Annotated in this window: 13 protein-coding genes; 1 reads left to right on the forward strand and 12 read right to left on the reverse strand. The window is 74.2% G+C overall.

Going from position 1 to position 11,275, the window contains the following annotated elements; translation table 11 throughout:
* Positions 1–302 precede the first annotated feature (302 nt).
* The 8 genes from ACFQ11_RS35130 to ACFQ11_RS35165 all read right to left on the reverse strand — a co-directional run bounded on the left by ACFQ11_RS35130 (position 303) and on the right by ACFQ11_RS35165 (position 7,105).
* A complete protein-coding gene (locus tag ACFQ11_RS35130; protein ID WP_378306780.1) occupies positions 303–731 on the reverse strand; it encodes a DUF3040 domain-containing protein in 429 nt (142 codons plus the stop codon).
* A 147-nt stretch (positions 732–878) separates the two neighbouring features.
* Positions 879–2,144, reverse strand: a complete 1,266-nt coding sequence (locus ACFQ11_RS35135) for a DNA polymerase IV (protein ID WP_378306782.1) — start codon at positions 2,142–2,144, stop codon at positions 879–881.
* A gap of 32 nt (positions 2,145–2,176) precedes the next feature.
* Complete coding sequence (locus tag ACFQ11_RS35140) at positions 2,177–2,959, reverse strand: class I SAM-dependent methyltransferase (RefSeq protein WP_378306784.1); 783 nt, start codon at positions 2,957–2,959, stop codon at positions 2,177–2,179.
* Between the two features lie 84 nt (positions 2,960–3,043).
* Complete coding sequence (nusB, locus tag ACFQ11_RS35145) at positions 3,044–3,460, reverse strand: transcription antitermination factor NusB (RefSeq protein WP_378306786.1); 417 nt, start codon at positions 3,458–3,460, stop codon at positions 3,044–3,046.
* A 33-nt stretch (positions 3,461–3,493) separates the two neighbouring features.
* On the reverse strand, positions 3,494–4,051 hold the full coding sequence (efp, locus tag ACFQ11_RS35150; protein WP_378306788.1) for an elongation factor P: 558 nt from the start codon (positions 4,049–4,051) through the stop codon (positions 3,494–3,496).
* Between the two features lie 40 nt (positions 4,052–4,091).
* Entirely contained in the window at positions 4,092–5,180 is a 1,089-nt protein-coding gene (locus tag ACFQ11_RS35155; protein ID WP_378306790.1) for a M24 family metallopeptidase, read from the reverse strand.
* 130 nt (positions 5,181–5,310) lie between these two features.
* Positions 5,311–6,357: an LLM class F420-dependent oxidoreductase gene (locus ACFQ11_RS35160; protein WP_378306792.1), complete on the reverse strand. Its 1,047-nt coding sequence runs from the start codon at positions 6,355–6,357 to the stop codon at positions 5,311–5,313.
* Between the two features lie 82 nt (positions 6,358–6,439).
* On the reverse strand, positions 6,440–7,105 hold the full coding sequence (locus tag ACFQ11_RS35165; RefSeq protein WP_378306794.1) for an enoyl-CoA hydratase-related protein: 666 nt from the start codon (positions 7,103–7,105) through the stop codon (positions 6,440–6,442).
* 171 nt (positions 7,106–7,276) lie between these two features.
* Between ACFQ11_RS35165 and ACFQ11_RS35170 the strand changes: the two genes are divergently transcribed.
* Complete coding sequence (locus ACFQ11_RS35170; protein ID WP_378306796.1) at positions 7,277–7,852, forward strand: TetR/AcrR family transcriptional regulator; 576 nt, start codon at positions 7,277–7,279, stop codon at positions 7,850–7,852.
* Positions 7,853–7,899: 47 nt separating this feature from the next.
* Here the strand turns inward: ACFQ11_RS35170 and aroQ are convergent, their stop codons facing one another.
* Genes aroQ through aroC form a run of 4 tightly spaced genes read right to left on the reverse strand, consistent with a single transcriptional unit; the run spans position 7,900 to position 11,133 of the window.
* Positions 7,900–8,355, reverse strand: coding sequence for a type II 3-dehydroquinate dehydratase (aroQ, locus tag ACFQ11_RS35175; RefSeq protein WP_378306798.1), 456 nt, complete (start codon positions 8,353–8,355; stop codon positions 7,900–7,902).
* Positions 8,352–9,428 (reverse strand): 3-dehydroquinate synthase, encoded by a 1,077-nt coding sequence (gene aroB, locus ACFQ11_RS35180; RefSeq protein ID WP_378306804.1) that lies wholly within the window; start codon positions 9,426–9,428, stop codon positions 8,352–8,354. The genes aroQ and aroB overlap by 4 nt, the downstream gene beginning before the upstream one ends.
* Positions 9,428–9,940: a shikimate kinase gene (locus ACFQ11_RS35185; protein WP_378306800.1), complete on the reverse strand. Its 513-nt coding sequence runs from the start codon at positions 9,938–9,940 to the stop codon at positions 9,428–9,430. Before ACFQ11_RS35185 ends, aroB begins: the two co-directional genes overlap by 1 nt.
* A gap of 14 nt (positions 9,941–9,954) precedes the next feature.
* The gene (gene aroC / locus ACFQ11_RS35190) at positions 9,955–11,133 is read right to left on the reverse strand and encodes a chorismate synthase (RefSeq protein ID WP_378306802.1); all 1,179 of its coding nucleotides are present in this window, start codon (positions 11,131–11,133) and stop codon (positions 9,955–9,957) included.
* Positions 11,134–11,275: the final 142 nt, after the last annotated feature.

The following is an 11,275-nucleotide window of genomic DNA, read 5'->3' on the forward strand; positions in this document are numbered from 1 at the left end:
GGAGGCGCGCGGGACGCTCCGCGGCGCCGGGGAGCGGCTCGCGGCGCTGGCGGCCCGGCCGGACGGGCCGGTCGCCCGGCTGCGGGCGCTGGGCGGGCGGCTGCGGCGCGGATGACGGGGAAACGGAAACCCGGGCGGCGTGGCCGCCCGGGTTCCGGGAGTCCTGTGACCGGGCCGCCCGCCGGTTCCGGGGTGTCCGGTGGTCGCGGGTGTCCGGGCGGGGTTCGGCGCCGGGAGGTCGCGGGCGCGTCACCGCCGGGCGGGCTCGGCCCCGGAACGAGCCGGGGCCGGTCCGCGACGGGTCAGAGTTCGCCCTCCGTGCGGCGGCGCCAGCGCTCCTCCATGCGTTCCATGAAGGTGCCCTTCGGGCGGCCCTGGCGGCTCTCGCGGCCCCCCTGCCGGCCCTGACGCCCCCGGCGGGGCTCCCGCGCGGGCTCGTCGCCGATGCCGGCCATGCGCTTCCAGCTCGTGAGGGCCCACAGGGAGGAGGCCAGCATCAGCAGGAAGCCCGCCACGCTGATCGCGATGGTGGCGGCCCCCGCGTTGATCACGAGTCCGGCCATCAGCACGCCGACGCCCACGACGAAACCGACGGCGGATTTGACGATCCGCCGCTTGTAATGGATCTGCGGGTTGGTCGAGCGGACCGCGTGCGCGAATTTCGGATCCTCGGCGTACAGCTGCTGCTCGATCTGTTCGAGCATGCGCTGCTCGTGCTCAGACAGCGGCACGGCGCCTCCCAACGACAGCCCCGCGACGGGGTATCCGGTGCAGGACGGGAACGTCAACGGTGATATGCCCAGAATACGAGCACTGGCGGGCGGACGAAAGCGAACGGCCCGCCGGACGGGGCCCTTCGGACGCTTCAGCGTGTTCTCTCATCGTCTCCCGTCACCACCGTCACGTCCGTCACCGTCCGCCGCACGCCGGACGAGCGCGGCGGGGCGGACCGCGCCACGACCGAACCTGTGTGCGACCTGGTCCATGGCTCGCTCGGCCTCACGCCAACCGCTCTCCGGTTCGTCGAGGGCGAGCTGACGGGGGGCCTCGCCGGCGGGGAGCAGGTTCTCCACCCGCACCCCGACCAGACGGAGTCGTACCCGTTCCAGCCCGGCCCCCTCATACAGCTCGCATGCTGTGATGTAGATCACACGAGCGAGGTCGGTCGGCTCCGCGAGGGTCCGCGCGCGAGTGATCGTCTTGAAGTTCGCCATCCGCAGTTTGACGCTCACGGTGCGTCCCGCGTGCCCGCCCGCGCGCAGCCGCTCGCCGACCCGCTCCGCGAGCCGCAGCAGCTCCCGGCGGATCACCTCGGGATCGTCCACGTCGGTCTCGAACGTCTCCTCGGCGCCGATGCTCTTGTCGGGGGTGTGCGCGACGACGTCGCGGGGGTCGCGGCCCCACGCCAGCTCGTGCAGGTGCGCGCCCAGCGCGTTGCCCAGCTCCCGCTGGAGGGTCACGACGGGGACCTGCGCGAGCTGCCCGACCGTCCGCAGCCCCAGGCGGGCGAGCGCCTGCTCGGTCCGCTCCCCCACGCCCCACAGGGACGCGACGGGCAGCGGGTGCAGGAACTCGACGGCGCCGTCGGCGGGCACGACGAGCAGTCCGTCCGGCTTGCAGCGGGTCGAGGCGAGCTTGGCGACGAACTTGGTGCTCGCCACCCCCACCGAGCAGGTGATGCCCTGCTGGGCGCGGACCTGCTCGCGGACGCTCCGGGCGATCTCGGCGGGCCGCCCGAGCCGCCGCACGGCCCCCGAGACGTCCAGGAACGCCTCGTCCAGCGACAGCGGCTCCACCAGCGGCGTGATCGACCGGAACAGCTCGAACACCGACGCCGACACCCGGGAGTACTTGCCGTGGCTCACCGGCAGGACGACCGCGTGCGGGCACAGCCGCCGCGCGCGCGTCATCGGCATCGCCGAGTGCACCCCGTACTCGCGCGCCTCGTAGGACGCCGCCGACACGACCCCGCGCGCGCCCGCGCCGCCCACGATCACCGGGCGGCCGCGCAGCTCGGGGCGTTCCAGCAGCTCGACGCTGACGAAGAACGCGTCCATGTCGACGTGCAGGATCGCGCAGCCGGTGTCGTCGGCGGGCGGCCCGGGCTGCGGGCCGGGCCGGTGGAGCTGCTGCTTACGGCTCACGGGACGACTTCGCGGGAGGTGCGCACCGGCGCTCAGGCCGGCTTGTCGGCGACGAGGTGCAGCTGGGCCGCGAGGTCGCGCAGGACGGGGTGGACGGCGGCGGCGGACTCCAGCGCGAGCAGCGCCTCGGCGGAGTCGCTGTCGCCGTCGGAGAGCCCGCCCGGCACCAGGTCGGCGAAGATCCGCACGCCGTGCAGCTCGGCGACCCGCAGCCCGGCGCCCTCCGCGAGCGCCGTCAGCGTCTCCCGGGTGAACCGGCGGGGCGTCCGGTCGCCGTCGCCCCACCGCCCGGACGCGTCCGTCAGCACCCGCCGCGCGTCGTCGAAGTGCCCGCCGACCGCGCGGGACAGCGCCGCGGCGAGCTGCCCGGCCGCCAGCAGGCTCACCGACCCGCCGGGACGGACGGTCGCGGTGAGCGCCGCCGTCGCCGCCGCGGGGTCGTCGACGTACTCCAGCACGCTGTGGCACAGGACGAGGTCGGCGGCGTCGGGCCCGAGCAGGTCGGGCAGGTCGACGGCGTCGCCCTGGACGGCGCGGACCCGCACCCCGGACTCGGCGGCGCGGCGCTCCAGCGCGGCGAGGGCGTCCGGGTTGGCGTCCACGACGGTGACGCGGTGCCCGAGTTCGGCGAGCGGCACCGCGAACCCGCCGGTGCCGCCGCCCACGTCCACGATGTCGGTCGCCCCGGCCTCCGGGGTGATCCGCTCCAGGACCGAGCGCAGCGCCTCCCACAGGACGGCGTTGCGCACGCGGCCGCCGCCCCGTGTCCGCTTCAGTTGCCGGCCGGCCACGGCCACTCCCCTAACGTCGCTCATCGCACCCCACCCTAGCCGTCCGGACTGCCGCCGTCCGCGAACTCCCCCGGGCTCCCGGGCGCGGGACGGCGCCCGCGTCCGGGGCTAGAGCGCCAGCGACGGCTTGAGCTGCTGCAGGCGCGACAGCAGGCCGTTGACGAACCGCGGGGACTCGTCGGTGGACAGCTCGGTGGCCAGCCCGACAGCCTCGCTGACCGCGACGCCGTCCGGGACGTCGTCCACCCACAGCAGCTCGTACACGCCCATCCGCAGGATGTTGCGGTCGACGACGGGCATCCGCTCCAGCGTCCACCCGGTGGCGTAGGTGGCGAGCAGCTCGTCGATGCGCTCCCGCCGCCCCTGGACTCCCTCGATCAGCCGCACGGCGTGCGGGTACTCCGCCAGCTCGCCCTGGTTGGGGCGGCCGCGGGCGGCCAGCACCGCCGTCGGCTCCTCCTCGCGGAGTTCGGCCGCGAACAGGATGTCCAGCGCCAGCTTCCGCGCCTTGGTGCGCGCGCTCATGTGTCTCGCTCTCGCTCCGCTCGCAGGCGGACGTCAGGCGCGGCCGAGGTAGTCGCCGGAGCGGGTGTCGACCTTGACCTTCTCGCCGGTGGTGATGAACAGCGGGACCTGGATCTGGGCGCCGGTCTCCAGCGTGGCGGGCTTGCTGCCGCCGGTGGAGCGGTCGCCCTGCAGGCCCGGCTCGGTCTCGGTGATCTCCAGCACGACGGCGGCGGGCAGCTCGACGTACAGGGGGTTGTCGTTGTTGAAGGCGATGACCGCGTTCTGCTCGGGGAGCAGGTAGTTCGCGGCGTCGCCCACGACGGTGCCGGGGATCTGCGGCTGCTCGTAGGTCTCGGTGTCCATGAAGACGAAGTCGTCGCCCTCGCGGTACAGGTACTGCATCTCCCGCTTGTCGACGCTGGCCACCTCGACCTTGGTGCCGGCGTTGAAGGTCTTGTCGACGACCTTGCCCGACAGGACGTTCTTGAGCTTGGTGCGGACGAACGCGCCGCCCTTGCCGGGCTTGACGTGCTGGAATTCCAGGACGGTCCACAGCTGGCCGTCGAGGTTCAGCGTCATGCCGTTCTTCAGGTCGTTCGTCGTCGCCACTGCGTTAGTTCTCCCGGTCGCGGACCCGCACGCGCGCTCGCTAGAGGACGAGCAGGTCCTTGGTCGTCGTCGTGAGGAGCTCCGGGCCGTCCGCGCGTACCACGAACGTGTCCTCGATGCGGACCCCGCCGCGGCCCGCGAGGTAGACCCCCGGCTCTGCGGTGATCGGAACTCGGTCCATCAGCTTACCGGTCTCGTCGTACCCCATGAGCGGCGCCTCGTGGATCTCCAGGCCCACGCCGTGCCCGAGGCCGTGGGGGAAGTCGTCGCCGTGCCCCGCCGCCTTGACGACGTCGCGCGCGGCGGCGTCCACGGCCTTGGTCTCGGCGCCGGGGCGGGCGGCGTCGAGACCGGCGCGCTGGGCGCGGTGCACGAGATCGTACAGATCGCGCTGCCACCCGGCGGGCTCGCCGATCGCGACGGTGCGGGTCATGTCGGCGTGGTAGCCGCCGTAGAGGGCGCCGAAGTCCATGGTGAGCAGGTCGCCGCGCCGGAGTTCGCGGGGCCCGGGGCGGTGGTGCGGGACCGCGCCGTTCGGGCCGGACGCGACGATCGACGCGAACGCGGGCCCGTCCGCGCCGAGGTCGACCATGGCGCGCTCCAGCGCGATCGCGATCTCGCGTTCGGTGCGTCCGGGCGCGATCGAGGGGAGCACGGCGTCGAAGGCGCGGCAGGTGATCGCGCACGCCTCGCGCAGGAGGCCGATCTCCTCCTCGTCCTTGACGCGCCGCAGCTCCTCCACGGGCCGGCCGGCCAGCGGGACGAGCCCGATCCCGGCCTCGCGGGCCTGCGCGGCCAGCGCGGCGTGCTGCTCGACGGTGAGCGCGTGGGGTTCGAAGCCGAGCCGGGCGTGCCCGTCCGCGGCGGCGCGGGCGACGAGCGCGGCGGCCGTCTTGCGTTCGCGGACCAGCGGCAGCTCGGGGGCGATCCGCTCGGCCGTCCCCGCGTACCGGGCGTCGGTCGCCAGGACGGCGGGCGCGCCGGCGGGGACGAGCAGCGCGGCGTTGGAGCTGGCGAGCCCGGTCAGGTAGCGGACGTTGACGAGCCGGGTGACCAGGACGGCGTCCGCGTCGTGCGCGGCGGCGGCCTCGGCCAGGCGGCGGCGACGTCCGGTATGCGTCTCCCCCATGGGGAGGACTCTAGAGCATCGCGAAAGGCGAAGAAGCCTCGGCTTCGCCGCCCGGCGCCGCGCCCGGACGGGGGGCCGGACGCGGGGGCCGGACGCGCGCGTCCGGCCCCGGTGCGGTGCCCGGCTCGGGTCAGGCGTCGGCGGCCATCTCGCGGACCTTCTCGATCAGCGCGAGGCGGCCCTTGTGGTCACCGGCGATCGGAGCGACGTTGAGGGTGGTGACGCCGGACTCCTTCATCGCGGCGAGCCGCTCGCGGACGTGCCCCTCGGTGCCGATCAGCGACATCTTCTCGAGCAGCTCGTGCGGGACCTTGGCGGCGGCCTCGTCCTTCTTGCCGTCCAGGTAGAGGTCCTGGATCTCCTCGGCCTCCTTCTCGAAGCCGTAGCGGCGGGCGAGGTCGTTGTAGAAGTTCTTGCCCTTGGCTCCCATGCCGCCGATGTAGAGCGCGGCCATCGGGCGCCCGAACTCCAGGTAACCCTGGACGTCGTCGCCGATCGCGAGCGCGGCCTGCGCGACGACGTCGAGGTCGCCGAGGGCGGCGTCGCGCTTGGCCTTCCCTGCCGCGAGGGACGGGCCCCACACGTCGGCGGCCTTCTCCGGCATGTAGAAGATCGGCTCCCAGCCGTTGGCGATCTCGGCGGTCAGCTCGACGTTCTTCGGGCCGATCGCGGCCACCATGATCGGGATGCTCTCCCGCACCGGGTGGTTGATCAGCTTGAGCGGCTTGCCGAGGCCGGTGCCCTGCCCCTCCGGGAGCGGCAGGGTGTAGTGCCTGCCCTCGTGCTGGAGCCGCTCGCGCCGCCACACCTTGCGGCAGATCTCGATGATCTCGCGGGTGCGGCCCAGCGGGGCGGTGTAGGGGACGCCGTGGAAGCCCTCGATGACCTGCGGGCCGGACGCGCCGATGCCGAGCGTGAACCGGCCGTCGGACACGTAGTCCAGGCCGGCGGCGGTCTGCGCGAGCGCGGTGGGCGTGCGGGAGTAGATGTTGAGGATGCCGGACGCGATCTCCAGCCGCTCGGTCTTCGCGGCGATGAATCCCATCTGGCTGACCGCGTCGAAGCTGTACGCCTCGGCGATGTAAACGATGTCGAGCCCGGCCTTCTCGTAGTCGGCGAGCTCCTCGACGGTCTCTTTGAAACCGCCCGCGTAGTTGAGGGCCATCCCGATGCGCATCGGCACCCCTTCCCGAATTACCGAATCCGATTCCAGTCCAACACAACCTAGCCCGCCGCGCGCCGTGCGCCCAGCGGCGGGGTCAGCCGAGCGCGGGCCCGCGCAGCGCCTCGAGCGTCGCGCGGTACATGTCGCGCCGGATCTTTCCGACGACCTTCCCGTCCTTGCCCGCGAGGGACGCCGCCAGCTCGACGGCCGCGGGCAGCACCTCGTCCTCGGCGGCGGCGCGCCGCACGATGCCGGCGGCCACCGCCTCCTCCGCGGTGTACCGGCGGCCGGTGATCATGGCCTCGTGCGCGACGGCGGCCGACAGCCGGGCGGTGATCAGCGCGTTCATCCCCGGGGTGAAGCTCATCCCGAGGTCGACCTCGGGCAGGCAGAAGTAGCCCCGGTCGGCGCGCATGACGGCGAAGTCGTGCGCGAGGGCGAGCATCCCTCCCCCGGCGAACGCGTGCCCGTTGACCGCCGCGACCGTCGGCGCGGGCAGTTCGAGCAGCCGCGCGTACAGGGCGTGCACGCGGCCGAGGTACTCCTCGAACCGGTCGCGGTGGGCGTCGAGCCATTCCAGGTCGAGGCCGTTGGAGAAGAACTTCCCGGTTCCGACGGTGACGAGCGCGCGCGGGCCGTCCGCCTCGGCGACGGTGTCGAGCGCCCCGTCGACGGCCTCGAGGAACTCGGGGCCGAACCGGTTCTCACCGGCGTCCATACGCAGGACGAACACGTCTCCGTCACGCTGAAGGTCGATCACGAGGGTCTCCTTGTCTCCCCTGCCCGAACCCGGGCTACCCGCGAGTAACAACTCCGGCACATCCTACGGGCCGCCCCGCACCCGAGTATGACGTTCGACATAGCGAGCGTTTCCTATGACGATCGTCATGGTCAACGCGCATTGCTTATGATGAATGTCATAATCGGGTGCATGGGGTCCGACAGCCGGGAGCGCATGGTCCGCAGCGCCGCCTACCTGTTCCGCGAGCGCGGCTACAGCGGCACGGGTTTCCGCGACGTCATCGCGCACAGCGGCGCGCCGCGCGGATCGATCTACCACCACTTCCCCGAGGGCAAGGCGCAGCTCGCCGAGGAGGCCGTCCGCTACGCCGGGGAGTTCCTCAACGCCGGGATCGTCGCGGCCACCGAGGGCGGCGACGCGGCGTCCGCCGTGGACGCCTTCGTCGGCTGGTGGCGCCAGGTGCTGATCCGCAGCGGCTTCCGGGCCGGCTGCCCGGTCGTGGCCGTCACCGTGGAATGCCACGACGACGCGCCGCAGCTCGCCGCCGCGGCCGCCGCCGCGTTCGGCCGCTGGGAGGACACCCTCGCCACCGGGCTCGGCAACGCGGGCGTCCCGGACGACCGGGCGGCCCGCCTCGCGCGGCTGATCGTCGCGGCCGTCGAGGGCGCGACGGTGCTGTGCCGCGCGCACCGCGACGTCCGCCCGCTCGACGACGTCGTCGCCGAGCTCAAGGCCATGACCCGCGCGGCCGCCGAGGGCGACTGACCGGGGCCGGCGAGGGCCGGCCGTGACCGACCGGGGCCGGCCGGGGGCTAACCCCGCCGGTCCGCCTCCTCGGCGAGGAGCTCCACGACCGCCTGCAGGGCCAGGACGTACGAGAACGTCCCGAACCCGGCGATCGTGCCGGTCGCGACGCCCGCCACGACCGAGGTGTGCCGGAACTCCTCCCGCGCCGCCGGGTTGGAGATGTGCACCTCCACGAGCGGCGCGGTCCGCTGCGCGAGCGCGTCGCGCAGCGCGTACGAGTAGTGGGTGAACGCCGCCGGGTTCAGCACGACCGGCAGCCGCTCGTCGGCGGCCTCGTGCACCCAGCGGATCAGCTCGGCCTCGTCGTCGGTCTGCCGGACGTCGACGTCGAGCTCCAGGCGCCGCCCGGCGTCGCGGCACAGCGCGGCCAGGCCCTCGAACGTGGTCGCGCCGTACACGTCGGGCTCGCGGGTGCCGAGGCGCCCGAGGTTGGGGCCGTTCAGCACCAGCACCCGGCTCATCGGGCGACCTCCCGGTAGGCGGCGGCGAGCAGCTCCTCGTCCGGGCCCTCCAGCCGGCCGGGCTTCGCGACGCCGTCCAGCACCACGAACCGCAGCGTGGAGCCCCGCGACTTCTTGTCGATCGTCATCGCGGCGCGCAGCCCCGGCCACGCGTCCGCCGCGTACGCCACCGGCAGCCCCACCGACGTCAGGACGGACCGGTGCCGGGCGACGTCCGCGGCGTCCAGCCGCCCGGCGAGGCGCGCCAGCTCCGCCGCGTACACCATCCCGATCGCGACGGCGTGCCCGTGCCGGAAGCGGTAGTCCTCGGCCTTCTCGATCGCGTGCGCGAGCGTGTGGCCGTAGTTCAGGATCTCCCGGAGGCCGCCCTCCTTCAGGTCCGCACCGACGACCTCGGCCTTCACCCGGACGGCCCGTTCGACGAGCTCGCGGGTGTGCGGGCCGTCCGGGCGCGCGGCGCCCTCCGGGTCGGCCTCCACCAGGTCGAGGATGACCGGGTCGGCGATGAACCCCGCCTTGACGATCTCGGCGAGGCCGCTGATGTAGTCCTCGTGCGGCATCGTCATCAGCGCGGCGAGGTCGCACAGCACCCCGCCCGGCGGGTGGAACGCGCCCACGAGGTTCTTGCCCTCGGCGATGTTGATACCGGTCTTGCCGCCGACCGCCGCGTCCACCATGCCCAGCAGCGTCGTCGGCACCTGCACGCAGCGGACGCCGCGCAGCCACGACGCGGCGGCGAACCCGGCGAGGTCGGTGGTCGCGCCGCCGCCGACGCCCACGACCACGTCCGTGCGGGTCATGCCGAGCCGCGCGAACGACGACCACAGCCCGGCGAGGACCCCGACCTCCTTGGCCGCCTCGCCGTCCGGGACGGGCAGCGCGTGCGCCGCGTACCCGGCCTTCTCCAGCGCCTCGCACACCGGCCGGGCGATCTCCGGCAGGCCCTCGGCGTGCACGACCGCGACCGTCCGGGCGCGGTCGCCGAGCAGGCCCGGCAGCTCCGACAGCACGCCCGTCCCGATCACGACGTCGTAGGGGTCGGCGCCCTCCACGCGCACCCGCGCCGGCTCGATCACGCGTCCTCCCCCAGCGCCTCGACGATCTCCGCGACGATCTCGGCGGGTTCGCGGCCGTCGGTGTCGACGTGCACGGTCCCCAGCCGCTCGTAGATCGGCAGCCGCTCCTCGAGCAGCTTGCGCATCTGGCTGCGCGGGTTCAGCACCAGCAGCGGGCGCGCCGACGCCAGCCCCACCCGCTTCACCGCCTCCGCGAGGCCGACCCGCAGGTAGACGACCGTGTGCCCGGCGAGGAGCGCCTGCGTCTCCGCCGCCAGCACGGCGCCGCCGCCGAGCGCGAGGACGCCGTCGTGCTCGGCGAGCGCCGCCGCGACGGCCGCGCGCTCCAGCTCCCGGAACCGTTCCTCGCCGTCGTCGATGAAAATCTCGCCGATCGGCTTGCCGGCCGCCGCCTCGGCGTCCGCGTCGGTGTCGCGCAGCGGCACCCCGAGCCGCTCGGCGAGCGCCGCGCCGATCGTCGTCTTGCCCGAGCCCGGCGCCCCGATCAGGACGGCCCTGGGTCGCGTCATGGAGGAGGTCCCGTTCACTTGATGGTCAGGGAGGACAGGTATCCGCGCAGGTTGCGGGCGGTCTCCTCGGCGGAGTCGCCGCCGAGCTTCTCCAGCGCCGCGTCGGCCAGCACCAGCGCCACCATCGCCTCGGCGACCACCCCGGCCGCCGGCACCGCGGTCACGTCGCTCCGCTGGTTGATCGCCTTGGCGGGCTCGCCGGTCCGCACGTCGATGGTGTCGAGGCGGCGCGGCACCGTCGAGATCGGCTTCATCGCGGCCCGGACGCGCAGCGGCTCGCCCGTCGTCATGCCGCCCTCGACGCCGCCCGCGCGGTTCGTCCGGCGGCGGATGCCCGCGCCGGTGCCCTCGATCTCGTCGTGCGCGGCCGACCCGCGCCGCCGCGCGGTGGTGAACCCGTCGCCGACCTCCACGCCCTTGATCGCCTGGATGCCCATGAGGATCCCGGCGAGCCGCGAGTCGAGCCGCCGGTCCCAGTGCACGTGGCTGCCCAGGCCGGGCGGCAGGCCGTAGGCCAGGACCTCGACGACGCCGCCGAGCGTGTCGCCGGCCTTCTTCACCTCGTCGATGTGCGCGACCATCGCCGCGGACGCCGCCGCGTCGAAGCACCGCACCGGGCTCTCGTCGACCGCCGCCAGGTCGCCGGGCCCGGGCAGGACGCCGTCCGGCGCCGACACCTCGCCGAGCGCGATCACGTGGCTGAGGACGTCCGCGCCGAGCGCCTGCTTCAGGAACGCCTTGGCGACGGTGCCGAGCGCGACCCGCGCCGCGGTCTCCCGCGCGCTCGCCCGCTCCAGGACGGGCCGGGCGTCGTCGAACCCGTACTTCTGCATGCCGACGAGGTCGGCGTGGCCGGGCCGCGGCTGCGACAGCGGCGCGTTGCGCGCCTGCGCCTCCAGGACCGCGGCGTCCACCGGGTCGGCCGACATCACCGTCTCCCACTTGGGCCACTCGGTGTTGCCGACCTCGATCGCGACGGGGCCGCCGAGCGTCACCCCGTGCCGGACCCCGCCGAGGATCCGCACCTCGTCCTGCTCGAACTTCATCCGGGCTCCCCGCCCGTGCCCGAGCCGCCGGCGGCGCAGGTCCTCGGCGATGTCCGCCGAAGTCACGCGCACACCGGCCGGAAGGCCCTCCACGATCGCGGTGAGGGCCGGGCCATGGGACTCCCCCGCGGTCAACCAGCGCAGCATGCCCTGAATCCTATTGGCGCCGGGCGCCTCCCCGAGACCGGCGTCCACGACCTGAGACGGCCGGCGTCCGCGACCGGGCGCGCACGGCCCGGCGGCCGCGCACGGCGGCGCCCGTCCGGGCCGCCGGGCGACCGCCCCGGCC

The organism is Actinomadura sediminis (assembly GCF_042675525.1).
GTDB classification, from domain to species: domain Bacteria; phylum Actinomycetota; class Actinomycetes; order Streptosporangiales; family Streptosporangiaceae; genus Spirillospora; species Spirillospora sediminis.

Excerpts from the sequence above, each read along its gene's own strand:
- ACFQ11_RS35140 (WP_378306784.1), bottom strand. The coding sequence starts at position 2,959 with ATGAGCGACGTTAGGGGAGTGGCCGTGGCCGGCCGGCAACTGAAGCGG.
- nusB (WP_378306786.1), bottom strand. The coding sequence starts at position 3,460 with ATGAGCGCGCGCACCAAGGCGCGGAAGCTGGCGCTGGACATCCTGTTC.
- ACFQ11_RS35155 (WP_378306790.1), bottom strand. The coding sequence starts at position 5,180 with ATGGGGGAGACGCATACCGGACGTCGCCGCCGCCTGGCCGAGGCCGCC.
- ACFQ11_RS35160 (WP_378306792.1), bottom strand. The coding sequence starts at position 6,357 with ATGCGCATCGGGATGGCCCTCAACTACGCGGGCGGTTTCAAAGAGACC.
- ACFQ11_RS35170 (WP_378306796.1), top strand. The coding sequence starts at position 7,277 with ATGGGGTCCGACAGCCGGGAGCGCATGGTCCGCAGCGCCGCCTACCTG.
- aroQ (WP_378306798.1), bottom strand. The coding sequence starts at position 8,355 with ATGAGCCGGGTGCTGGTGCTGAACGGCCCCAACCTCGGGCGCCTCGGC.
- ACFQ11_RS35185 (WP_378306800.1), bottom strand. The coding sequence starts at position 9,940 with ATGACGCGACCCAGGGCCGTCCTGATCGGGGCGCCGGGCTCGGGCAAG.
- aroC (WP_378306802.1), bottom strand. The coding sequence starts at position 11,133 with ATGCTGCGCTGGTTGACCGCGGGGGAGTCCCATGGCCCGGCCCTCACC.